The sequence below is a fragment of the Halocatena marina genome, assembly GCF_023276375.1.
GTDB lineage: Archaea > Halobacteriota > Halobacteria > Halobacteriales > Haloarculaceae > Halocatena > Halocatena marina.
Genome location: NZ_JALLPK010000001.1, coordinates 1,166,279 through 1,190,490, shown reverse-complemented (window position 1 = coordinate 1,190,490; position 24,212 = coordinate 1,166,279). Strand labels below are relative to the sequence as shown.

General features: G+C 54.3%; 24 protein-coding genes. 14 read left to right on the top strand and 10 right to left on the bottom strand.

The genetic code is table 11. The features are described from left to right. Positions 1 to 73 precede the first annotated feature (73 nt). A complete protein-coding gene (locus tag MW898_RS05525) occupies positions 74 to 931 on the bottom strand; it encodes a winged helix-turn-helix domain-containing protein (protein WP_248905322.1) in 858 nt (285 codons plus the stop codon). A gap of 90 nt (positions 932 to 1,021) precedes the next feature. Further along, positions 1,022 to 1,309, bottom strand: coding sequence for a GYD domain-containing protein (locus tag MW898_RS05520; protein WP_248905320.1), 288 nt, complete (start codon positions 1,307 to 1,309; stop codon positions 1,022 to 1,024). A gap of 239 nt (positions 1,310 to 1,548) precedes the next feature. Between MW898_RS05520 and MW898_RS05515 the strand changes: the two genes are divergently transcribed. From MW898_RS05515 to MW898_RS05500, 4 genes are all read left to right on the top strand, one after another. After that, positions 1,549 to 1,875, top strand: coding sequence for a DUF5789 family protein (locus tag MW898_RS05515; RefSeq protein ID WP_248905318.1), 327 nt, complete (start codon positions 1,549 to 1,551; stop codon positions 1,873 to 1,875). 187 nt (positions 1,876 to 2,062) lie between these two features. Then, positions 2,063 to 2,590: a type 1 glutamine amidotransferase domain-containing protein gene (locus MW898_RS05510; RefSeq protein WP_248905316.1), complete on the top strand. Its 528-nt coding sequence runs from the start codon at positions 2,063 to 2,065 to the stop codon at positions 2,588 to 2,590. 220 nt (positions 2,591 to 2,810) lie between these two features. Continuing rightward, positions 2,811 to 3,953: a CBS domain-containing protein gene (locus MW898_RS05505; RefSeq protein ID WP_248905314.1), complete on the top strand. Its 1,143-nt coding sequence runs from the start codon at positions 2,811 to 2,813 to the stop codon at positions 3,951 to 3,953. A 155-nt stretch (positions 3,954 to 4,108) separates the two neighbouring features. Continuing rightward, positions 4,109 to 5,392, top strand: coding sequence for a molybdopterin-dependent oxidoreductase (locus tag MW898_RS05500; RefSeq protein ID WP_248905312.1), 1,284 nt, complete (start codon positions 4,109 to 4,111; stop codon positions 5,390 to 5,392). Between the two features lie 99 nt (positions 5,393 to 5,491). Here MW898_RS05500 and MW898_RS05495 read toward each other — a convergent pair whose 3' ends face one another. The 3 genes from MW898_RS05495 to MW898_RS05485 form a co-directional block, all read right to left on the bottom strand. Next, a complete protein-coding gene (locus MW898_RS05495) occupies positions 5,492 to 5,818 on the bottom strand; it encodes a NifU family protein (RefSeq protein WP_248905310.1) in 327 nt (108 codons plus the stop codon). A 259-nt stretch (positions 5,819 to 6,077) separates the two neighbouring features. After that, positions 6,078 to 6,554 carry a DUF6789 family protein gene (locus MW898_RS05490; protein WP_248905309.1) on the bottom strand — a complete coding sequence of 159 codons (477 nt, stop codon included), beginning with the start codon at positions 6,552 to 6,554 and terminating at the stop codon, positions 6,078 to 6,080. Then, entirely contained in the window at positions 6,532 to 6,918 is a 387-nt protein-coding gene (locus MW898_RS05485) for a hypothetical protein (RefSeq protein WP_248905308.1), read from the bottom strand. Before MW898_RS05485 ends, MW898_RS05490 begins: the two co-directional genes overlap by 23 nt. A 265-nt stretch (positions 6,919 to 7,183) precedes the next feature. Here MW898_RS05485 and lpdA point away from each other — a divergent pair, with 265 nt between their 5' ends. The 5 genes from lpdA (at position 7,184) to xacF (ending at position 14,163) form a co-directional block, all read left to right on the top strand. Continuing rightward, on the top strand, positions 7,184 to 8,620 hold the full coding sequence (gene lpdA, locus MW898_RS05480; RefSeq protein WP_248905307.1) for a dihydrolipoyl dehydrogenase: 1,437 nt from the start codon (positions 7,184 to 7,186) through the stop codon (positions 8,618 to 8,620). 62 nt (positions 8,621 to 8,682) lie between these two features. Continuing rightward, positions 8,683 to 9,822 carry a thiamine pyrophosphate-dependent dehydrogenase E1 component subunit alpha gene (locus MW898_RS05475; RefSeq protein WP_248905306.1) on the top strand — a complete coding sequence of 380 codons (1,140 nt, stop codon included), beginning with the start codon at positions 8,683 to 8,685 and terminating at the stop codon, positions 9,820 to 9,822. Next, a complete protein-coding gene (locus MW898_RS05470) occupies positions 9,815 to 10,834 on the top strand; it encodes an alpha-ketoacid dehydrogenase subunit beta (protein ID WP_248905305.1) in 1,020 nt (339 codons plus the stop codon). The genes MW898_RS05475 and MW898_RS05470 overlap by 8 nt, the downstream gene beginning before the upstream one ends. 78 nt (positions 10,835 to 10,912) lie before the next feature. After that, positions 10,913 to 12,325 carry a dihydrolipoamide acetyltransferase family protein gene (locus MW898_RS25965; protein WP_248905304.1) on the top strand — a complete coding sequence of 471 codons (1,413 nt, stop codon included), beginning with the start codon at positions 10,913 to 10,915 and terminating at the stop codon, positions 12,323 to 12,325. Between the two features lie 377 nt (positions 12,326 to 12,702). Next, entirely contained in the window at positions 12,703 to 14,163 is a 1,461-nt protein-coding gene (xacF, locus tag MW898_RS05460) for a 2,5-dioxovalerate dehydrogenase (protein WP_248905303.1), read from the top strand. A 3-nt stretch (positions 14,164 to 14,166) separates the two neighbouring features. On the opposite strand, the gene MW898_RS05455 is transcribed toward xacF, so the two are convergent. Further along, positions 14,167 to 14,952 (bottom strand): SDR family NAD(P)-dependent oxidoreductase, encoded by a 786-nt coding sequence (locus MW898_RS05455; protein ID WP_248905302.1) that lies wholly within the window; start codon positions 14,950 to 14,952, stop codon positions 14,167 to 14,169. A gap of 104 nt (positions 14,953 to 15,056) precedes the next feature. Further along, positions 15,057 to 16,196, bottom strand: a complete 1,140-nt coding sequence (locus MW898_RS05450) for an MBL fold metallo-hydrolase (RefSeq protein ID WP_248909716.1) — start codon at positions 16,194 to 16,196, stop codon at positions 15,057 to 15,059. Positions 16,197 to 16,423: 227 nt separating this feature from the next. Between MW898_RS05450 and MW898_RS05445 the strand changes: the two genes are divergently transcribed. Both MW898_RS05445 and MW898_RS05440 read left to right on the top strand, forming a co-directional pair. Further along, entirely contained in the window at positions 16,424 to 16,585 is a 162-nt protein-coding gene (locus tag MW898_RS05445; protein ID WP_248905301.1) for a DUF1059 domain-containing protein, read from the top strand. Between the two features lie 208 nt (positions 16,586 to 16,793). Further along, entirely contained in the window at positions 16,794 to 17,288 is a 495-nt protein-coding gene (locus tag MW898_RS05440) for a YciE/YciF ferroxidase family protein (RefSeq protein ID WP_248905300.1), read from the top strand. 173 nt (positions 17,289 to 17,461) lie between these two features. Here the strand turns inward: MW898_RS05440 and MW898_RS05435 are convergent, their stop codons facing one another. Then, positions 17,462 to 17,803 (bottom strand): four-helix bundle copper-binding protein, encoded by a 342-nt coding sequence (locus MW898_RS05435; RefSeq protein ID WP_248905298.1) that lies wholly within the window; start codon positions 17,801 to 17,803, stop codon positions 17,462 to 17,464. A 375-nt stretch (positions 17,804 to 18,178) separates the two neighbouring features. Here MW898_RS05435 and MW898_RS05430 point away from each other — a divergent pair, with 375 nt between their 5' ends. Beyond that, positions 18,179 to 19,390, top strand: coding sequence for an NAD(P)/FAD-dependent oxidoreductase (locus tag MW898_RS05430; RefSeq protein WP_248905296.1), 1,212 nt, complete (start codon positions 18,179 to 18,181; stop codon positions 19,388 to 19,390). A 3-nt stretch (positions 19,391 to 19,393) separates the two neighbouring features. On the opposite strand, the gene coxB is transcribed toward MW898_RS05430, so the two are convergent. Continuing rightward, entirely contained in the window at positions 19,394 to 20,185 is a 792-nt protein-coding gene (coxB, locus tag MW898_RS05425; protein WP_248905294.1) for a cytochrome c oxidase subunit II, read from the bottom strand. A gap of 348 nt (positions 20,186 to 20,533) precedes the next feature. Between coxB and MW898_RS05420 the strand changes: the two genes are divergently transcribed. Together MW898_RS05420 and MW898_RS05415 are read left to right on the top strand one after the other, a co-directional pair. Further along, positions 20,534 to 22,798 carry a DUF6789 family protein gene (locus tag MW898_RS05420; RefSeq protein WP_248905292.1) on the top strand — a complete coding sequence of 755 codons (2,265 nt, stop codon included), beginning with the start codon at positions 20,534 to 20,536 and terminating at the stop codon, positions 22,796 to 22,798. After that, positions 22,795 to 23,364 carry a DUF7979 domain-containing protein gene (locus tag MW898_RS05415; protein ID WP_248905290.1) on the top strand — a complete coding sequence of 190 codons (570 nt, stop codon included), beginning with the start codon at positions 22,795 to 22,797 and terminating at the stop codon, positions 23,362 to 23,364. Before MW898_RS05420 ends, MW898_RS05415 begins: the two co-directional genes overlap by 4 nt. Before the next feature lie 3 nt (positions 23,365 to 23,367). On the opposite strand, the gene MW898_RS05410 is transcribed toward MW898_RS05415, so the two are convergent. Next, positions 23,368 to 24,198 carry a cytochrome c oxidase subunit 3 gene (locus tag MW898_RS05410; RefSeq protein WP_248905288.1) on the bottom strand — a complete coding sequence of 277 codons (831 nt, stop codon included), beginning with the start codon at positions 24,196 to 24,198 and terminating at the stop codon, positions 23,368 to 23,370. Between the last annotated feature and the right edge of the window lie 14 nt (positions 24,199 to 24,212).

Here is a 24,212-nt window from a genome sequence, read left to right as displayed (position 1 = left end):
TACAGTTCGTCTTGCTCGAGTGCTTCGGAAAGCAAGGGACCGGACGTTCGTACGTGAATAGATAGTAACTAATTCATTCTGAGTCTGGGTGCTGCCCCGATCCAACGTCATCGCCGGTGTAGTGGAACGTTTGTTCGTCTACTCGCTCGATACCCGGAAGTTTCTGGAGAATGGGCTCGATACGCAGACTCCACCACGCCTCTGCAGACATAGTGGTAGGTTTTACCCGCTCGTAGCTCTCGCGCTTGAGCGCTGTTTCGCTGGCCGTGCTGTTGTGACGAAGCACGACGAACGCTGCGTGGACAGCTGCTCGCTGATCGGCCGTGAGGGCGAGCGTTTCGAGCGCGTGTTTGACGCTTCCATACGACGTGGGAGAGCTCTCGAGAAAGCTTCGACCATCCTCAGTGTGCTCTTCGATCTCGGGAGTCCCAGCGTACTGCCAGACGGTAGCACCGTTCGTTGGCGGCTTGATGTCTGGAAGGCTGGCGAGTGTTTCTCGCATAAACGTCTGCCACCACCCATCAGCCGATTCGTATCCACTGGGACGTTCGCTGTAGATCCCGTCGATGATCTCACTCTCGCTTGCTTGACCCCAATACTGGAGAAACGCAGCCGCGCTTTGGACCGCTTTCGCTCGATCCGGCCGGAGATTCAACTCTCCTATTGTTTGTTGGATCTGGTCCGAGACATCAATCTGACAGTCTCTGTTGTCACTGCCCGATGTTTCGAGAACGCGGAAGCCACTCCCGGTGAGGGTGTATGTTCCGTTGTCTCGCTCCCACAGCAGCCCGTTCTCTTCGAGGCTTTCGAGTCGACCTTCGAGATCAGTGGCGGACCATTCGACAGTTGCAGCGATCTCATTACAACTCACTGGAGCTTCGGCGAGCAAGCGAAGCACGATCCGATCCCGTGTTGTGAGCGTAAGCCCCATCTATTGTTCATACACCGTCACGACAATTGAGCCTGTTGGAGGTTCGGGACGGACCGTCTCGCAGTGAGATGGACCTTCACGAGAAGAAACTTAGATATCGTCGACGAGATCACTAATTCGCTCAAGGGGAAGCGCGCGCACAGTCGTCGTGTTGAGACCGTAGCGTTCGATTGATTGAGAAATTTGAAAAGCGACCTCATCATCGGGAACATCAACAATGAGGTGAAAATCAAAATTTCCGAGGACGGCATACGTTGATCTGACATCCCCCCCGAGGCGTTCGATATCCTCGTGTACAGTCCCCCACACCGACACTAACTCTTGGGGGTTCTGGTATTCACGCTCATTAACGTCTATTTGGCAAATATACGTCTGCATGGTTGTGGCTGATTGTACAGGTGGACTCAGTAAAAGAGGGTCCCTTGCATCCTAATCGTGCCTTTTAAATCGGTTATCTGCGTGCTTGATCAGTTATCGATGAATCCCATTTGTAACGGGAACGTCCACGATTGCACGCGTACAGCAAAAGAAAACGTCTCACAGCCAATGGCGCTGGGTGCTGATAGGCACAAGCGATTTAGGGTTCCCTCGTGTTCGAGAATACGAGGCGATGACAAATGACGGATTCCAACAGTACCGATAACAGAGAGCAGGGGGTCGATTTCGGCGAACTCGGCGAGAAAATCGACGCACACGAGTATCCAGCCACGAGTCAGGAACTCATTGATGCGTACGGACACTACGAACTAGAGCTTCAGGATGGCACACAGAGATTCGATGAGGTTCTTGAGCCACTTGGGGATGAATCGTACGAATCAGCAGAATCAGTACGTCAAGCAGTGTTCAATATGGTCGGAGACGAGGCAGTCGGTCGTGGCGAGTATACAGACCGTGGCACGTCGATGACCGGCACGAGCGAAGAGGAGGATCCAGAATCACTGTGACTGACAGCACAGAACAGTGTGAACAGCCACGATCAAGCATGAGTTCGAACTCGTATACCGTCTCTGGAAACCCACTTCAGTAACAGCCCCCTGATGACGTGAGAGATCATATTGTGTGCCTCCCGCTAGATGCATTGCGTATGCCACCTCGGCGTTTATGGAGCTCACGCAGCAAGCACGAAATGGTATGAACGGATTGATCATAACTGGTGACGGGTTCGAAGACGCAGAGTTCACGTACCCCCTGTACCGACTCCGCGAAGCGGGGTTCGAAATCGACGTCGCAACACCCGACGGCGGATCGTTCGAGAGCAAACACGGGCAAGCATTCGAGGCCGATATGCAGATTGAGGATGCGGCTGCGGGCAACTACGACTTTCTCGTCATCCCCGGCGGTCGCGCACCAGAGAGTCTCCGTACAGAAGCGCCAGAGGCGAAAGAGCTGATTACCGCGTTCGATGACGCAAGTAAGCCGATCGCGTCGGTCTGTCACGGTGCACAGTTGCTCATCAGTGCAGATGTGCTCGAAGGACGGAATGCAACCGCCTACTGGCCACTCGACATCGATGTCGAAAACGCCGGAGCGACGTTTAAAGATCAGGAGGTCGTCATCGACGATAACCTTGTCACGTCACGATATCCTGACGATATGCCTGCATTTATGCGCGAGTTCATTCGAGTGCTCGAAGAAACACCGGTCGAAGCGACGGCCTAACAACGGTTTCGGTCTCTGATCATCTGACTTCAGACCGAGCGCGTCTGTGATCAGTACGGTTATCGCACTGAGAATAACGCAAATTACTCGCATTAGCATTTCCAGCACAGCACTACTGTTGACCGGCACAAACTGCGAAAGAAGATCCGCATCCACGGTCGGACAGGCTTGTCTCTGCAGGGCTACATTTCATGTTCGGCCGACGAGTTATGTTCCATCCATGGACATTTCGGACATCGCGACCCAGCAGTGCTTGACAGTTGCTCCAGAAACGCGGTTAGGAAAAGTTCGATCGACGTTCACGTCGGACACGCACCAAGACGGCGTGCTCGTTGTCGAAGATGATGATTGTCTCGGTGCGATCCAACCACGAGACCTGCTTCGTTCACAGTACGACGACGACACGAATGCCCAGTCTGTTGTCCGATCCGTTCCCACTATTGATCGGTCAACGAACGTCCGAGAAGCCGCCCGGTTACTTGTTGAAAATAGGACAGTACTCGCCCCGGTCACACAACAAGGCGAACTTTGGGGATGTATTACCGCTGACTCGATAATAGCGGCTGTCCGTGAGAATCTCTCTGTGCTTTCAGTGAGTGACATTCACACCTCTGACGTGATCGCGATTACTGAAGACGCAACTCTTGGTGAGTCACTCAATCGTCTTCGAGAGCACGGCATCTCTCGGCTTCCGGTTGTTGAGGATGACGGAACGCTCACAGGGATTATAACGACTGACGACCTTGCAGAATTCATCGTTCGAGACCCAGATCAACCGCACAAGGGTAACCGCGCTAGCGATACAGAACGCCTCTTGGAAGTGCCAGTCTATGACTTCATGAGCTCCCCGGTCGAAACGACGACACTAGAGACAACGGTCGATGAAGCCGTCACAACGATGCTCGATCGAGGGTACGATGGACTCATCGTTACCCCCGAGTATGATGAGCTCGTCGCCGGAGTGCTTACGAAGACCGACGTTTTGCGTGCGCTTACCTACACCGAAGAAGACGTACTTGATGTTCAGATTACGAATGCCGAACTCCTCCGAACGACGACTAAACAACAGATACACGATCGGATCGAGGACATCGTAACGAAGCACGAATCGATGAATGTGTATCACGTCCATGTGAAATTACAAGAGCATCACGAAGAGTTCCGAAACACGAATCTCATCAGGTGTCAGGTGCGACTCTGGAGCGATCAAGATTCGATAGCCGGAACAGGGGAAGGGTACGGAGCGGAGGATGCGCTGTCGCTCGCGCTCGATAAGTTTGAGCGTAATGTTCTAGAATTAAAAGGGAAACGAAGCGACGAGCGGTATCGGGGTGAATTGTTACGAAAATTGAACGAACTGTAGTCGAGACGAACAGCACGATCGTACACGACGATGCTGGATCGATGGAGAGATCGTCTACGCTCAGCTCGAGTACGTGGACAGTAGAGTTGGTCTACGTTCGGCTGATCGGACGCGTGGTGCAAAACGGTTTTGTCGGTGGTTTGTGAGTATATCACATGGGAAAGAGCGACCGGAGCGAGACCCGAAAAGCAGAGATCGAGGAAATCCTCGAACACAAGCCCGGAACACGGGAGGTGCGCGACGAGGAAGATCGCTACACAGTAGTCGGGGCAACGAGCCGACAGACGTTCATCAACTGGTTGACTCCAATCGAAGATCATTTCGTCTGCCATCGTAACGACATTCCGCGCATCGATACCGATCCGGATGCGTGGAGCGTCCGAATGGTGAACGGTGACAGCAAAGCGACGCTCTCAGTGGATGAGCTACGAGAATCGTATCCGACGGTCGCCGTCGCACACACGATGGAATGTGCAGGGAACGATCGTGGACACCACGAGCCTGAAACAGGGAGCGTCCAGTGGGAGTGGGATGCAGTTGCGACCGCCATCTGGACCGGAACGCCAGTACAGTCAGTGCTCCCGGAGATCGATGTCGAAACGGATCACGCGGATCGCTGGCTCACTGTTGTTGGAGGTGATACACCGGCTGATAACGATGTGTACGTGAAATCCATCCCGTTATCGAAGATCTTCGATGACTGCATCCTTGCCTATGAGATGAACGGCCGCCAGCTCCCACCGGAACATGGGTTTCCACTTCGCCTCGTCGTCCCCGGCTGGTACGGAACGAACAGTGTCAAATGGGTCACTGAACTCCGTGTCACAGACACGATGGTTACCGATGAGACGTTCTCTGAGGATGGAAAGGACCAGACCTACACATACTGGCAGCACGAGGCCTACCGGATACATCCGGCCAGTATCGAGCCAGAGATCAAGACAACGGTCTCGACAGCGGATACATGGGAGCAACTAATCGGAGACGTAGATCACCCGTACACGTTCGATGAGAACGTGATGTCGCTCATTGGGCACCCTGACGGAGAATCATCCGTATCACCAGACGAAAGCGGGATAATCGAGATTCAAGGCGTTGCGTGGGCGGGAGATGACCGCGTGAGGCGTGTCGAAGTGTCCACTGATGGCGGTGATTCATGGGACGATGCTGAGATGTATGGGCCAGATTATGACGGCGCTTGGCGGCTGTTCACATACACGTGGGAACCAATCATCGCTGAAGACGCTGACAACACATACACGCTCCTTTCGCGTGCTACAGACGAGAACGACCGCACTCAACCAGCCACTATCGCTGTACTCGATGACTGGGACGAAATCCCCGATTCCGTCTATCCGTGGAACGAAGGCGGATACGCGGCAAATGCCTACGTGCCGAACGGAATCGAACTGCAAGTCGTTTCCCGAACGAACGAATGAGCGATCTACGCTGCGTGTGAGATCGCGCTCTCTGCGTGCTGGGTCACCAAGCAGCAGTCGTATGGAGTAGAAAATCGCTTGCTGATCTGTCCGAGTTGCTCAGAACGGTGGATCGTAGTCCTCGTACTCCTCCATATCTTCCATCACTTCGATTTTCGAAGGCATGACTGCTGCACGCGGCCCACCCGCTCGACGAACAGTCACGTTGGAAACACCCTCGATTTCAGTGGGCAGGCGCTGCTCAATTGCCTTTATTGTCATCGGTGCAATACCACAACCCGAGCAAGCGCCCCCAATGGCGACCGTCACGTCACCGGTGTTGTCGTTGACATCCTCAATTTCGAAGTGTCCACCGTGTTCCTGAATCTGTGGGATGTTGTTGCTCAGGTAGTTCCGCGTCTGCCGTTCAAGTCCTTCTGCGCTCATCACAACTACTACCACGCCCTAAAGTACTATAAATTTTCTCTTTAGGATGGCCTAAATTCTACCGATTGAGGGCCCGAGGACAGTGAATTCAAGCTATCGCCCAATATTTCGTCATTTACTGCTGGTTCTATAATCAAATGCATACCTGCTCTACTTGCGTCGTTAATGATACATATGCAATAGGCCAACCCCCGGTCAGTTAGTTGATCAGCTGTACATCGATTGTGGCCGAACAAAGTGGTGATGACCGAGTTCTTGGTTACATTCGTGATCCAATCCACGCACCAAGCGTAATACCGTACACGAGATGGCTCGCATGAAAGATCATCGACTCATCCGGTTCGAGATCCATCCCCAACATGTGATTTAACATGATGGACTCCCCCAGTAGTGTGAATGGAATGCTGTAGAGGAGTCCTGCAAGAAGACCTTTGGTTTCTGTCTCGTACGGACTGCGGGTGTCGACGACGGCGAATATCGAGCCAAAAATGCTCCCCGCGATGGCCCCGTATAAGAAGTGTAAGAGTAGGGATTCGGCTCGGTGATCTGCCAATTCTCCACCGCCGACGTACTGTGCCCAGAACTCCGCTGTTGGTGGCAGTGAACGCGAGATCGGCATCCGGAATACAGTCATTGCACTCGTTGCGACGATACCACCTTTGAACCCGACAGTCAACGAGCGAGGATTGAGCAACTCGAAGAGGAGATCATTCTCATCTGGAGCGCTGATTCTCATGTCCTTTCGTTTGGTCTCCTCTGCGTAAGAACGTTCCCTCGAAGAGTGCACGCGGCAAAACGCTAATAGCGTGGTCACCGGTGGTTACAACAACGCCGGACCAAACGATGTCGCTCATTACGATGCCGATAGCTGATGGAAAAGGCAACTCTCTCCTCACTGTCTCGAAGAATGTGTCACCGACCACACCACGCACCCAGAATGCTGGGAAGAATTCGAACACAAGGACGCGCCCAACCGGACCCGACCGAGAGGAAAAACACTCTCTGAGCTCGTGTCCGAGTAGTAACCGGTAACGACTGGCAGGCATATCCCAACTCTCTTCGTCGATCGCCGCCTGAGCAGGCGGGGTAATAATCATCATGCTTGCTGTTACAAGCATACGTTTGTAATAGCACGTTTGGTAATGAAATCGGATTTGTCCGAAGACAGTGCCACGTCCGCCAAAATAGTGACACAGGAAGACGAAATCAGCCATTCGATTCCTTCGGCCCGTGATTCTTCCAGCCAGCAGATCTATTGGAGTGGCAAAATAACTAGTAAGCACGTCTCGAAGAGACGACTATCCGAGTGCAAACGGTTCATACGTTGAACGCACCCAACACACAATCAATACACTCACAACAACTATGTCGAATCACGATCATAACCACGAGCTCCCGAACGAGACAGATGTATTAATAATCGGTGCAGGTCCCGGCGGCTACGTTGCGGCGATTCGGGCCGGGCAGCTCGATTATAGCGTGACACTCGTCGAAAAGGATGCGTATGGCGGAACGTGCCTCAACTACGGCTGTATCCCCTCGAAAGCCCTGATTTCGGCGACGGACGTTGCTCACCAAGCGTCGACAGCCGAACAACGGGGCGTTCATGCCGATCCCGACATCGATCCCGCTGCGATGAATGACTGGAAAGACGGTGTCGTTTCACAGTTGACAGACGGTGTCGAGAATCTCTGTCGGCAAAGTGGTGTCGAACTCATCGACGGACGGGCGGAGTTCGTGGATGAAACAACGGCCAACATCCATCCAGAGAGTAACGACGAGCCAGAATCACTCACGTTCGAGCACGCGATCATCGCAACTGGAAGCCGTGCTATCGAGATACCTGGATTCGAGTTCGATGGTGAGCGTATACTCAATTCACGTCACGCGCTCGCGCTAGAATCTGTTCCGGAGTCTCTCCTCATCGTCGGAGCGGGCTACATCGGGATGGAGCTTTCCTCGGTGTACGCGAAAGCTGGGGCGGATGTGACAGTTGTCGAGATGCTTGCAGACGTGCTACCGAACTACGAGGACGATATTTCCGCCGTCGTCCGGAATCGATTGGAATCGATCGGCGTCGACTTTCACTTTGGGGAACAGGCCACGGAATGGGAAGAACGCGACGGAGACGGTATTGTAATCACGACCGAGACAGAAGACGGCGAACAGACTGAGTATGAAGCGTCCCAGACCCTCGTTGCGGTCGGGCGCGAACCCGTCACTGACACCGTCGGTTTGGAAGCAATCGGTATTGAAACGAACGAGGATGGGTTCATCAAGACGGACGACCGAGCACGAACGAACCACGAACACGTCTTCGCAATCGGAGATGTCGCTGGTGAGCCACTCTTGGCGCACAAAGGGATGATGGAAGGTGAAATTGCAGCCGAAGTCATTGCTGGCAAGCCCGCAGCGCTCGACTACCAAGCGATCCCGGCAGTGGTGTTCACCGATCCCGAAATTGGTACTGTTGGACTCTCAGAAGCCGAGGCGCAGGACGCTGGGTACTCGACGACCGTCGGTAAGATGCCGCTGCAGGCGAGTGGACGCGCACTCACGCTGAACGATACCGACGGATTTGTTCGTGTCGTCGCTGAGTCCGATATGGGATATCTCCTCGGTGGGCAGATCGTCGCACCCGAGGCGTCTGAACTCATCGGTGAACTCGGACTCGCGCTCGAGATGGGGGCGACGCTTGAAGATATCATCCGGACGATTCACACGCATCCGACGCTCTCGGAAGCAGTAAGAGAGGCCGCAGCGAACGCACGCGGACACGCGATTCACCGGCGCAACTCATAACGCAGTTGACGTGGTCACCCGAGAGAATTAGTGGGCAGAGAATAGATATCCTATTCGAAACGATGTCACAAGAGACCTGGGCAGAAGAGCGACCGCCAGAGGATTTCTATCGAATCCTCGGTCCAGAGGGAGAGCTTCAAAGAGATGTCCCCGAACTGGCAGACGACGAGCTACTCGGACTGTATCGGACGTTTGTCGCCACACGGGTGCTTGAGGAGAAAATGTTGAACATGCAACGCAGCGGTGAGGTCAGTCTCGTCGCGCAAACCCTCGGAGAGGAAGCAACGCCACTGGGCGGTGCTGCGGCTCTGCAGCCCGATGACTGGATGTTTTACACGTATCGCCAGACACCAGCACTACTCCACTGGGATCAGTCCATGGCGGAGATAATTGCCAGCGCTACTGGCCACGAACCCGAAACAATTGCAGAACAGCTCGAAATGGGGGATTCGCCCATGAATTTCTCACCCGATTACACACCGATCGGTGTGAACGTGACCAACGCTGTCGGATCAGCCATGGCGGACGCGTTCAACGACCGAGAGACCGTCACGATGGTGTTCACTGGTGACGGATCGACCAGTGAAGGGTCGTTCCACGACGGGATGAACTTCGCTGGCGTGTTCGACGTCCCAGCGGTCATTGTTTGCCAGAACAATCAGTGGGCGATCTCCGAGCCATCACAGCGACAAACTGCGTCGGAGACGATTGCACAGAAAGCGAACGCATACGGGGTGCCCAGCGAGCGCGTCGATGGGAACGACATCTTCGCGGTCTACGAAAAAGCCCGTGAGGCGGTCGAACGTGCTCGCACTGGCGGAGGTGCGACGTTTATCGAATGCGTGACATACCGTATGGGAGCACATAATACATCGGACAATCCGGATCGCTATCGGGACGACAGCGAGCAACGAGACTACTGGAAGGATCGGGATCCCGTTGATCGGTTCGAAACATATCTCCGTAGCGAAGGAATTCTCGATGACGAGACGGACAAAGCGATTCATGACGAAATCGACGAACGCGTTGCCGATGCTGTCGAACAGGTTCGTTCGATGTCGAACTCGGAGCCCGATCGCATGTTCGATCACATCCTCCATGGGGAATCGTGGCACCAACGTCACCAACGCGAAGAACTACAGCGAGAACTGAACGGCAAAAATCCATTTATCGACTTCACAGGGGAGGGATTCGATGAGTAGCATACAAGACCGAGTTGCGGACGTGAACACAGACAACACTGAGGAGATGAATCTCGTTTCGGCAGTGAACCGAACGCTACACCAGGAGCTAGCACGTGATAGCAGCATTCGCGTGCTCGGATACGACATTGGTCCGCTCGGAGGGGTGTATCGTGCAACAGAAGGATTGCTCGATGAGTTCGGCAATAAGCGAGTCATCGATACGCCACTCTCGGAAAACGGGATCGTTGGCACTGCCGCAGGCATGGCGATGCGAGGCGAGCGCCCGGTCCCTGAAATCGAATTTATGGGCTTTTTCTACCCTGCCTTTGGCCAGTTCATGTACGCTGTTGCTAAGATGTACAAACGAACCGGGGGAGAGATAGAGATGCCCATGACGATTCGGATGCCGTACGGCGGTGGGGTCAAAGCGCTTGAATACCATCAAGAATCGACCGAGTCGTACTTCGTTCATACTCCTGGTGTCCGCGTCGTTTGTCCGAGTACCCCGTCACAGACAAAGGGGTTGCTGGCTGCGAGCATCCGCAGCGACGACCCTGTGATTTTTCTCGAACCGAAGAAGATCTACCGAGGGATGACAGAGCCGGTTCCGACTGATGAGTATACGCTTTCGCTGAACGAAGCGCGCATTGTCAGAGAAGGGTCAGATGTCACATTACTTACGTGGGGGGCGATGGTGCGGCATGCGAAATCTGCAGTGGCTGATGTCGATGCGGACGTTGAAATCATCGATCTGTGTTCGCTTTCTCCGTTGGATGTCGAATCGATTCTCGAGTCGGTTTCAAAGACAGGTCGGTGTGTCATCCTCCATGAAGCTCGGCGGACGCTCGGTCTCGGTGCGGAACTCTCTGCACTGATTAACGAGTACGCACTTGATGCGCTGAAAGCGCCAATCAAACGAGCGACCGGATACGACGTTCACTTCCCGGGTCACGATATCGAAGACGATTATCTGCCAGACGATGATCGAGCCCGATACGCTATTGAGGCGGTGATGAGCTATGAGTTCTAACCCGTGGCCGACCGACCGACCGAATTGTTCGCTGATCAGTTCGTCGTTGAACGTCACTCGATATAGGAGGGGAGACCAGTGACGGCGTTCGAGTTCCGACTCCCCGATCCGGGAGAAGGGTTGACAGAGGCCGAAATCGTCGAGTGGCACGTCGAAGAAGGCGACGATATCGAAGAAGACGACATACTCTGTGAAGTCGAGACCGACAAAGCCGTGTCCGACGTTCCATCGCCGTGTCCCGGAACGATCGAAGAACGCACAGCAAGCAAAGGAGATACCGTCGACGTCGGTACGGTTATTGTGGTTATAGAAACAGAAAATCCGCCAGAACAACAAGTGGGAGGGCGTACAGAAACTGAAGCGGAAGCTGAGAAAACAGAGAAAGAAGCTGACGAGACAGAGGAACCAGAGGAGGAAACTGAAGAGACAGCAGAAGAACCAACTGAAGAAACAGCAGAAGAACCAACTGAAGAAACAGAAGAAGTAGTCGAGGAAACAGCAGAGGAAGAAGCTGAAGAAACAACAGCGAAACCAGCGGACGAAGACGAACCAGAAGAGAAAGAAGAGACGGAAGTCGAGAGTGATCGTGTCTTCGCTGCGCCACATACTCGTCGGTACGCCCGGAAAGAAGGTGTCGAACTATCGGAGATCGACGGGTCGGGACCGGAGGGAAGAGTTCTACAGGCGGATATCGATGCACAGTTGCAGGAACCAGCAGCCGAGTCAGCGACGTTCGAGATCGAACATCCGACGGTTGGCATTGAGCCGACGTCGATAGATGAAGATGAGTCGCGGTCGAGACGCCGTGAGTTATCGGGTCTCCGAAAGCGCATTGCGGAGAATATGACGGAGTCAAAGACCATCGTCCCGCACCTTACATCTGGATTCGAGTGCGATGCGACTGAGTTTGTCGCGCTCAAGGAACGCCTCGACGAGAAAAACGACGTTCACATCACGTATACGCCGTTGTTCGTCAAAGCGGTCGTTCCGGCTCTCAAGGAATTCCCGATCGTTAATGCCAGCATTGACGACACGACAGACGAGATTGTCGAAAAACGATACTACAACATTGGGGTTGCAACGCACACCGAAGATGGTCTCATTGTCCCTGTTATCAAGGATGTCGATACGAAATCCATCGTCGAAATTGCGGAGGAGTTGGAGTCTCTCGTCGAACAGGCACGTGATCGATCGATTAGCCCGAGTGACCTTCAGGACGGGACGTTTACGGTTACCAATCTTGCTACGTACGGTGAGCATCGAACGTTCGGGACGCCGGTAATCAACTATCCCGAGGCAGCTATCTTGGGAATCGGTCGTATCCGGGATCGTCCGGTTGCGGTTGACGATGAAACAGTTGCAGTTCGCAGCCGAATTGGTCTGAACCTCTCGTACGACCATCGTCTTATCGATGGTGCGGTTGCGAACCAGTTCATGGAGTACGTGATCGATGGAATCGAAGACACAGACGTACTGCTTTCACGACTCTGACCGGCTCGAATACGGTCGGTCTGGCGTGAAGACCACCTCTCTCGTTTGAGGAGCGGATCGAATCGATAACTTCGTCAATCATTGCTTGTGACATCGGTGATATCGACGACTCGGCCGACCGGAACGAACGGTTATCGTGAATCTCCGATGCGCAGAAGCTCGGGCTGTTCGTGAAGATGATCGACGAAGTCGTCTACGGCACTGACAATTGTATCAACACTGTTATTCTGTCGCATTTCGGTTTGTTCAATCGCTATCGAGCTAATGACGCGGATTGTATCACACCATCCCCGATGGTCCATCGATAGTACGTTTCGTGAGCGGATGACACAGCAGCCACAAGAGTGGAGTGATGCAAGACCATACTATCGAGCACGATGTCTGAATCCCATAACAATTACGTGGAGGGAGAGTGGAAAGAATCAGAATCTGGCGAAGTATTCGACGTTCACAACCCCGCAACCGGCGAAACCGTCGCGCAGTTCCCACGATCGACCGCGAATGATGCACACGAAGCGGTTGAGGCAGCAGCGAGCGCACAAGCGGCGTGGGCTAATACTCCCGGGCCGACGCGCGGGGCGGTGTTGCGAGCGACTGCAAAGCGAATGGACGACCGCAAGGCAGAACTAACGCAGACACTGGTTCGAGAGGAAGGAAAGACGCGAACGGAGGCAGCAGCGGAAGTCCAACGGGCGATTGACATATTTTACTACTACGCCGAGCGAGCGATGGACTACGATGGGACCCGTACGCTGTCGAGTACTGCTGACAGGAACCTCTATACGATTCGTGAACCGATTGGCGTCGCTGGCCTCATCGTCCCGTGGAACTACCCGATCGCTATTCCCTCGTGGAAGTCCGCACCCGCGCTGGCGACCGGGAATACAGTTGTGCTTAAACCAGCAATGGAAGCACCGACCACGTTCGCAACGGTGATCGACTGTTTCGACGAAGCCGCTTCCGAGATCGGCGTTCCAGATGGCGTCCTCAACTTCGTCGTGGGAAGCGGTGAAGACGTCGGAAGCGCCATCATCGGACACGAAGCGGTCGATGCCGTCTCCTTTACCGGGAGCCGCTCCGTTGGTGAGATGGTGTACGAACAAGCGACCGACGATCACAAGCGTGCCCAAACTGAGATGGGAAGCAAGAATCCAACAGTGGTTACACCGAGTGCCGACCTCGAATCTGCGGTCGATATCGTCGGTGGGGGCGCATTCGGTGTCACTGGGCAGGCGTGTACGGCAACCGAGCGCGTCATCGTGCACGACTCGATGCACGATGAGTTCGTCGATGAACTCATCAATTACGCCGAAAACCTCGTCATCGGTTCCGGTCTCGACGATCCAGATATGGGTCCACACGTTTCCCAAGACGAACTCGAAAGCACGCTTGATTACGTGGATGTCGGAACCAACGAGGATGCAACGCTGGTGTACGGTGGGAATCGGCTCACAGATGGCGAATACGACGCTGGACACTTCGTCGAGCCGACCATCTTCACCGACGTTGAGTCCGACATGCGCATCATGCAAGAAGAGGTATTTGGGCCGTTTGTCGGCATCATGTCCTACAGTGACTTCGATGAAGCCATCGAACTGGCGAACGACGTGGCGTTCGGTCTCTCGGCAGGCATCGTTACGAACGACCACACGAAGGCGAATCGCTTCATACGGGACGCCGACTACGGCATCGTGAAAGTCAACGAAAAGACGACCGGGCTCGAACTTCACGTCCCGTTCGGCGGCATGAAGGCCTCGTCCAGTGAGACATACCGCGAGCAAGGCGAGGCGGGGATGGATTACTTCACCATCATCAAGACTGTTTACGAAAACTACTGAGCTTCAGATTGCCGTCCATCCGCCGTCGATATACACTAATTCGCCGGTGATGTAGGCGGCGTCGGTGCTCGAAAGAAACAGCACTGAGCCCGTGATATCCTCCGGAAGTCCGGCTCGTCCGAGAGGGACGGGTTTGAGGAAACCGCCCTCGCCAGCCGCGTTTTGAGCCTCCTCGCTCCACCCTTCTGTGAACTCCGTTGCGATCTGACCAGGGGAAACGGCGTTGACGCGAATGTCGTGCTCTGCGAGTTCGAGCGCTGTTCCACGCGTGATCATCTTGATCGCTCCCTTCGTCGAATCGTACTGCACCTGACCGTACTGTGCTACCTCAGAGCTAATTGAGGCGGTGTTGACGATACATCCCGGCTCATCACGATCGATCATATCTCTGGCTGCGGCCTGTGTTCCAAAGAAATATCCTCCAACGTTGGTCTGGTGCAATCGATCGAATACGTCTTTTTCGACATCGAGGAAGCGCTCGCTGTGTTGTGTCGCGGCGTTGTTCACCATCACATCGACACCACCGTACTCACGAGCGGCCAATACTACGCTCTCAAGTTCATCGGAGTTGGAGACATCCGTCTCGACGAATTCGGCGGTCTCATCGTGCTCATCAATAATTTTCTCGTGTGTCGGCATGCCACCCGACTTTGGCTCTTCGCGTCTGTCGGCATTGATGACCGTCGCACCTGCTTCACTGAATCGAAGTGCAATGGCGCGACCGATTCCCGAACTTGCACCTGTGACGATGACCGTCTCGCCCTCGAAATCGAAATCGATCGTTCCCATAACTTGTACACGTACGGGGAAGACGTTGTTAAGATTATTCACCTTCGGATCGGAGTATCTATTCTGCCCTCGTGACTTGGCGATATAGTACTGGGACGTAGCGATCAAGCGGCACAGTTGTTCGCTCCTGTTTCTAAACCGGTGATGTCGTCTTCGTCTTCGGGTGATCGTGTCCCACGATTGAGTTCGATGATCGTCTCGTAGTTCGCGGGCTTCTCCCGATCCGAGATCAGTTGATCGACGAACGCATCCTCGTCTAGCGACAACACGTCCACCTGTTCTCTGATGTCTGCAAGCGTCTTTCTTACGGGATCCCCGGGCGATCCGTTCTCAAACGTCCCCTCGTCGGTGACCGTCACATGCCCGGGAAGCACGATCAGATCATCCGGGTGGTCGAACAGCGTTTCGTGGAGAGTCTCGTATTCCAAGCGTGCGCCCTTTTCAGCACCTTCATCGCCGAATTCAAGTTCGGTACGTCCGACAGAATCGACGAACAGCGCATCACCAGTGAGAAGTGTCCCGTCGATTCGGTAGACCATCATCTCAGAGGTGTGTCCGGGTGCGTGAAGCGCTGTGATCTCGATATCACCGAGGTGTAAGGTCTCACCGTCAGCAAGCGGCTGAAATTCGTGCTCCATGCGATCAGCGGGGGCACCGAGATGATAGGGAACATCGAGGCGGTCGGCCAGCCGTTTTCCACCAGAGATGTGATCAGCGTGAATGTGTGTATCGAGGACGCGTGTGATTGTGAGACCCGCCTCCGCAGCAGCAACAATGTATTGGTCTATGTGGCGCGTTGGATCGACCACGACAGCTTCACCAGTACGTCGTGACCCGATGAGATAACTGAGACAGCCTTTTGCGCGGCGCTGGAACTGGATGAGAAGACAGTCGTCGTTTGGGACATCGATTACAGCCGTTTCGTATCGTGCGTTCCAATCGCGCATCCCTCCCTTTACGACCGTGACATCATCGTAGCCGTTCGCATCGAGTTCGGTGGCGAGGTTCGCCGATGTGACGCCCATTCCACAGATTGTCACGATGGGTCGTGAATCTCGGATCGTATCGATCCGTGTCTGCTGTTCGTCGCTCAGCGTCTCGACAGGCCCAAACGGGACGTTCGCTGCGCCAGGGATACGCCACGCTTCGTAGCTGTCCTCGGGTCGCGTATCGATGAGTGCGAATTCTTCGCTCTCGCTATCGAGCTTTTTCGCTAACTGATCCACCGTGATCTGTTCGAGCATGAGTTTATCACTCAATAATGACACAGTATCGGAGCAACTAAACGGTATTGCTTGTGCAGATCTGCTGCTTGCAGTCAAAAAATGGCCAGTAGGGCAGAGTGGAGCGCGACGATGGCGACAACAGTGGGATGGATCCTCACAGGCAGTATCTGTGCCATGAATGGGAAAGCACCACTATTACTTCCATCGGCTCTGTTGTGCCGAATCCCCGTTAGGGGGTGAAAATCATGATACAACAGTTTGACTGTCTTATCGAGGACTGTGACTTTACCGCTCGGGGCAAAACCGAAGACGAGCTTATGATGCGGATTAAGCAACATCGACAAGGAAACCATCCACACCTCGATGTCAGTGAAGAGGAAATCCGACGGAATATTCGTACTATCTGAGTCGTACGCGATTGTGGATACCCATTTCTTCAGTGCTGTGCTACGATCGCCCAGCAAATTCCACGTTCCTCCAAAAAATCCGCTTCATCGACCGGCTCAACGGACGCATCCGATATTCATTGTTCAAATCGGACAGCGTCAAGCAGCGCTCGTGTGCAGGGAGACTACTTATTGAAATCATCATCGTCGTTGCGAATGGGGAGTACCCATGTGTGCAAATAACCTCGATGAACTCTTCCGAGACGGACTGAAGCAGACGTATTACACCGAACAGCAGCTCGTCGATGCCCTCGAAGAGATGAAACGTCAGTCTTCGGAAGAAGCCATACAAACGGCCTTTTCAGAGCACCGATCAGAAACCCAAGAACACATCGATCGTATCGAGACGGTCTTCGAGATGATGGATGAGCAACCCGAGGCCAAGACAGACAATGCGGTCAAAGGGTTGATCGAAGATCACGAGAAATTCCTCACCCACGATCCAGACCAACACGTTCTCGACCGATACAACATCGCTGCAGGACAGAAATCCGAACACTACGAAATCGCCGCTTACGGAAATCTCATCCCGATAGCCGCCCGGCTCGGTATGGACGATGCTGCCGATCTGCTTGAACAAAATCTCCGAGAAGAACAGGACGCGCTTGATGAACTCTCGGGAATCGGTGAAGCGTTCGATTACGGTCAGGTCCCATCCGGGTAGATACTGTCGCGCGAGCGGAGTTGAGGACCTCACGCTGAGACAGATCGGTGAGATAGCGGATAGCGAAAAAGGTCTCATATCGGCCTAAACAAGACGGAAAAATCAAATTTTTGTAAACGAAATCACAGAGCAGAGCAGAGTGGAGTGGAGCGGAGCGGAGTAGAGCTGTCTGTCTATGCCACGTTGCGACAGTGTTCGGCACAATTTCGCAATACGCTGGCACACACCTGACAGTGATTGTGATCGTGCTGGTCACACTCATCGGCACACGTTTCACAGGCTTCAGCACAGAGTTCTGCCATCTGTGTGTTGAACGACGATCCGCGAGCACACATCCGTGCGCATTGGGCCGCGAGATCTGCTGTGTCCCGGCAGTGTCGGAGACACCGCGCCGTCTCCTCACCGTGATCCGCACATTCGTCGGCACACCACTCACACGCTTGCACGGCTTCAAAGCAGCTGTCGATACACTGGGCCATCTCATCGGTGAGGCTGTCGATCTCTGAAAGTGCCATGCTCCATGGTCACAGAGCAGCTTCTTAACCGTTGAGTCTGTTCATGCATGCTGTTCCTATCGATCGCTACAATTGAAATGATTTGGAATCCAACCGAGTGTCGCTCGAACGTCGTAACTGAGGTGTGCCATCGATGATACGACCTTGCTTTCGTAGGCTCAATCATTAGGGGGGCATGAGACGACAGCAAAGTGTATGACACAAAACAATCAGTCATCGGAAGCGAAACCGAACTACTGTCACTCGATTGCGGTCGGTGTCTCGGAGAATCGCATCAGGTGATGCAGTCGTCGCTTCTCGATCAGAGCAAGCTCGTCAACCGCCTGCTCGCATCGACGACCACAACCGAAAGATCAACAGGGAGTATTACAGGACATGCCACCACAAATTGTCGTTCTCGGTGCCGGATACGCCGGCACCGCTGCGATACGAAGTCTCGAAAACGAACTCGAACATCCAGATCTCGTCTGGGTGTCGAAGGAACCACATCATTTCGTGCTCCACGAAGCCCACCGCTGCATCCGAGATCCAAGCATCTGTGACAAACTCACGATCCCAATCGAGGATATCAAATCCGATCATACTCGCTTCGTCCGCGGAACCGTCACCGGGATCGAAACCGAAGCGCGCGACGTCATCATTGACGGCGATCGCACCATCGGCTACGATTACCTCATCATCGCCATCGGCAGCCAAACCGCTTTCTTTGGTATCGAGGGGCTCGAAGCACACGCACTCACGCTCAAGAGTCCAGACGATGCGCGCTCTATTCACGACCAGATCACGAACGCAGCGAAAGACGCTACACGGGATGAACCGGCACAGATCGTCATCGGGGGGGCTGGTCTCACGGGCATTCAAACCGCGGGTGAGATCGCTGCGTGGCGCGACGAAATGAGTGCTCCCGTCGAGCTCCATCTCGTCGAGATGGAAGCTCACATCTTTCCGGGCCACGATCCCGAATTTCAGGGTTCGCTCCGGAAGAAGCTTGAAGCGGCAAACGTCACCGTTCATACCGGCGCGACGTGTATCGCTGTCGATGAGAGGACGATGCAGTTCGAGGAAGTCGACGACTTAGACTACGACGTTCTCGTTTGGGCAGGTGGCGTTACCGGGCAGGATGCGCTTTCTGACACCACGATAGAAACGAATCACAGCCGAGCGAATGCGAGTTCGACGTTCGAGACGAGCGCAGATCGCGTGTACGCCATCGGTGATGCGGCATTCGTCCATCCTAAGATCGAAGAGAACGTGTTTGACGAACAGACCGTCTGGCAGCGCATCGTCAACCCAGATACGGAGAACGTCCCACCACCGACTGCGGAAGCCGCAATAGAAGCGGGCAAACAGATCGGGAACAACATCGCTCGTGTTCGCAGCGGCTCAGAGCCAGTCGACTGGGCGTATATCAACAAAGGAACGCTCGTCTCTGTCGGTGACGAAGTCGTCGCCCACAACGTTATTGGAGTTCCGATGAACACCTTCAGCGGCCCCGCCGCGCGCACACTCAAACGAGCGGTCTCAGCACGCTGGATCACGTCCATCTCCTCACCGAAGCGCGCTCTCACTGCGTGGAACGATATGTAAATATCACAGAACGAGGGCTGGTGAAGTCGCGTTCGTGGTGTTCCGTTGTCCACGGTGTTGTTGGGTCCACTGACGGTACTGGCTTTCGTTCACGGCACGGACATCCGCCTTCATCCGAGAGTGACCGGAGCCACAGAACTCTGTGCAGTACAGTTGGTACTGACCAGGTTCGTAGACGTGCGTTCGAATAACGGTCGTTTGCTCCGGGAAAACATCTTGTTTGACCCCGAGTTCGGGAATGAAGAGCGAGTGAACCACATCGACAGAGGTCATTCGGAGTCGAACGTTCGTGTCCGTCGGAACGACGAGCTCGCCTTGGGTCGTGATATTTGCGTTGGGATACGAGAACTGCCATCCCCACTGATAGGCGAGGACGTTGACAACGACGGGATCAGATTCACTTGACGATTCGGAGAAATCAGAGAAGGACGCGCCCGCATTGGATTGTTGGGAGTTCATTGGTTGCTGTGGCGTGATGTAGGGATTAGCGAGCACTGCGTACGCCGTGACACCGACGAACAGGAGAATAATCGCTGTTGCCACCGTCCACGTGATTTCGAGCGAACGATCCTTTGTCGTCGGCAGCGGATTGTCGTTGTTTCGAAAGCGAACAACAGCATACACGAGAATCACTTCAACAAACAACATCAATGGAAGTGCAACGTAGAGTAGCTGAGCGTTGAACTGATCAATGAGTTCTTTATTCACCGACTGCGCTGTTGCTGGCGTCACTAACAACATCGTCAGGACGAAGCAGATATATCCACCCACAACTCCTGCGCGACGAAATCGCATCCCGTTGTAAGTCGGTACACTGATTCATATAACTAACGAGCGCTGTGTGATGTGATCATCTAACAGAAAGCTCTCCGAAGGCGATCGGACAAATCCTCCTTGTTGGCACAAAACGTCGGTTCGAGATCGGACTAGTCCGTTTGTATCCATTTAGTGTATGTATCACTACGTGACTACATGAAAACAGACACTACTCTCGTGAGTTCAGTCACTCACAGAGCAACCACATCAAAGATCTGTTTGAATACAATCAGTAGTGAAGCCCGCGAATTTATATTTCTGCGCGTTGCGGTATGTAGATATGGACGGGTGGGAGTCGAAAGAGCGTGTGGCAGTAGATTCTTTGATATGAGCCGTGCCATCGTGGAACTATCGATACTCGGGGGAGTGCTGGCCGGTTGCTGGCTGGTCGCTCGTCTTGCACGCCACCGTGCCGTAGAACCCGACGGAGGCCTCCCGACAGAGCGAGAGTTTGGTCGTGGCTTCGAGTCACTCATCGACCGAATAACCTACTGGACGACGACGACGAACCACCGAGACATCGGCATACTGTACATCGTATTTGGTACATTCGCAGCGCTCTGGGGCGGGACGGACGCAATGATGATTCGGACGGAACTGCTCACGCCGACGCCCGACATTTGGGCAACAGAGACGTACAACGCGCTCTTTACGATGCACGGTCTCACGATGCTGTTCTTTTTTGTGACACCAGTGTTCTTCGGTATTGCAAACTATTTCATCCCGCTCCTGGTCGGTGCAGACGACATGGCGTTTCCCCGTCTCAACGCCATCGGGTTCTGGCTCCTTCCCCCATCGTTGCTCTTGGCACGGACAGGGCTGCTCTCGAACATTGCCAGCCAGATATTCGGTCTCTTTGCATCTGGTTGGATCGTTCGATTCTTCCAAACGCTGCAGGAGCCACAACTCGGGTGGACGCTGTACACACCGCTATCGACCCAGTCGGCGAATCCACAAGTCAGTGTCTTACTCATTGGGTTGCACTTGAGCGGTATTGCGACGACACTTGGTGCGATCAACTTCATCGTCACGATCATCTACGAGCGCAGCGAGGACATCAACTGGTCCAACTTCGATATCTTCACGTGGAACATGCTGACGACGAGCGGTCTCATCCTGTTTGTGTTCCCACTGCTCGGCAGCGCGCTCATTATGCTCTTGCTGGATCGAACGTTTGGCACGGCGTTCTACGCGACAGACGGTGGCGGCGGTCCAATTCTGTGGCAGAATCTCTTTTGGTTCTTCGGTCACCCTGAGGTGTACATCATCTTTATCCCAGCGACAGGACTGATGAGCCAGTTGCTCCCGAAGTTTGCCGGACGAAAACTGTTCGGATTCCGGTTCATCGTCTACTCGACGCTTGGAATCGGCGTGATGTCGTTTGGTGTCTGGGCCCACCACATGTTCACGACGGGGATCGATCCACGACTTCGCGCGAGTTTCATGGCTGTTTCTATCGCTATCGCGGTACCGAGTGCGATCAAAGTGTTCAACTGGCTCACGACGATTTGGTCAGGAAATATCCGATTGACCGCGCCGATGCTGCTCAGTATCAGTGGTATCGGGGTGTTCGTCATTGGTGGCGTGACAGGCGTGTTCCTCGCAACGATTCCAATGGATATCTACTACCACGGGACGTACTACGTCGTTGGTCATTTCCACCTGATCCTGATGGGAATCATTCCGTTCATGATGTTCGCTGCGAGCTACTACTGGTATCCGATCATAACACACCGGATGTACGACCGTCAACTCGCATTTTTCCAGTCGCTGCTGCTCGTTTTCGGGTCGATCACGACGTTTGGATCGATTCTCATCATTGGGTTGATGGGAATGCCGCGACGATATGCGTTGTATCCTGCCCAGTTCGCTCCCATTCAGCGCGTAGCAACCATCGGTGGGTTTCTCATCGGACTCAGCGTCCTCCTGTGGCTGTACAACATGATCTGGTCGTACTGGAACGGGTCACCAGTCACGAACGCGGATGTCTGGGATCTGAAATCGACAAATCAGTTCACACTCGAATGGCAGTGGTTCGAACGGCAACTCGAATCGAAGTACGGCATCGAACCGACAGAGCCGGAGACGGTTCGACAATCGTTCACGACTGATGGATCTGTCGGGAGTCCGAATATCCGGCGTGATTTGGTTCCCGTCGCGGACACGTCGGTACGAATCGTCGGCACCGCCGCAGTCGCTGGACTGGTCGGGACAACGTTGATGAGCGGCGTGCTGTTCGCCGCGACCGTCATTGGCGTGTTCCAACTCTCGTCATTTGCCGATATTGCTAGTCTCGTCGGCGTACAAGGAACTATTGCAGGCTACGCGCTGTTTTTCATCGGTGGGATTACCACGTGGGCGCTGCTGTTTGCCACACTGGCTGAGTACATACCGGGACGACCCCGCGTTGTGACGGGACTTGTGTATGCGACGATCATCTCGTCCGGATTCATGATCGCGTTTTACACCGACCAGACCGGACTTCAGCTCCTCGGGTACGTGGTGTTCGTGCTGATCGCCCACTGGTTCTACGGCGTCGGACTCGCAGCGACGTTCGAATATCTCTCGACGGGGGTGGTCGGCGAATCATGAGTTCGGATCGTCCACCGAGACGAGATTTCCCTGGCACCGAGCAGACGGGGGGATCCGCACTTCTCACGTACGGCGTGCCGTTGCTCGGGACGATTCTCGTTGCTATCGGTATTGCGGGCGCTGTCCTCGGCGGATACGCAGTCATCCAACAGCAGCTCGATCTCTGTGGCAATCCGACAGTGGCTGTTTCCACGGCCGAACAGACGAAGACGATGACTGGTCCGTCCGGTCCGAACTTACCGCAGTTTCAGTTTTCAGAGCTATCACCCGCCGAACAGACAGCGTTCACAACGGCAGTCGGGAAACCGTCGATGGAGGGCGACGTTCGAGGTGCGTTTCCGCACCGACAGGCGTTTCAACAGGGTGCACTCGTCACCTATCAAGGCGAACAGCGCTATGCGACGACGGTCTGGGCGAGTAACTGCCTCAGCGTCGATCCGCTGCTTTTCCCGTTGGGAATCGTCTCGATCCTACTCGGAATCGGTGGCATACTTACACCACCCGTGTACCGGAAGCTCCTCGAACGCGAAGCATCGCGCGATCGACTGAACAGAGAGTCGGACTGACCGCTACGATCCAATTGACGCTCCGAGGTACAGAACGACGACCAAAAATAGCCAGACGACATCGACGAAGTGCCAGTACAACGAGATAGTTACGATCGATGTGTCCCGATGATCCGAATACTGACCGAGGACTGCTCGGATGAAAATGATGCTGAGAAGAATCACACCGAGTGTAACGTGCAGCCCGTGGAGTCCGGTCAGACCGAAGAAGGCGCTTCCAAAAATTCCAGAGGTGAGGGTGAACCCTTGCTCGACGATGAAACCGTAGTATTCGTACACCTGTCCCGCGACGAACGCTCCACCGAGAACGATCGTCACACCGAGAAGACCGAGAAAGCGCTTTCGCAGCCCCCGCTCAAGCGACTTGTGTGCGGCATACAGTGTGAAACTGCTCGCAACGAGCATGGCTGTGTTGACGAGCAAAATCGAACTCAAAAGATTCGGGAGATCTGATGGCGGCCATCCACCAACACGAATAAAAAAGTAGTAGACGAAACCGGCACCGAAGGTCGCAGCGTCAGTCGTCAAGAACAGCCCCATCGTCGCTTCGTACGACTCGTGCTTTCGCTCGCTGATCTGCTGTCGCCAGTACTGGCTGATATATGCCTGATCGAGCCACCCACCGAGCCCCGTGATTGCAACGACGATCCCACTTCCCGCGATGACGAGTCCGACCACGTACGGGATGACATCAGAAGCGAGCCCAACGAGTGCGAGGGCCGTCCCGAAGTAGAGCCCCGCCACTCCGATTGCGGCGACGATTGGCCACCGACTGTGCTCATTGGCGTCCTCAGTGCCGTCGGTGTCATCGACGTGGGTCGTCGAGCCAGTCATACCATTATTCAGAC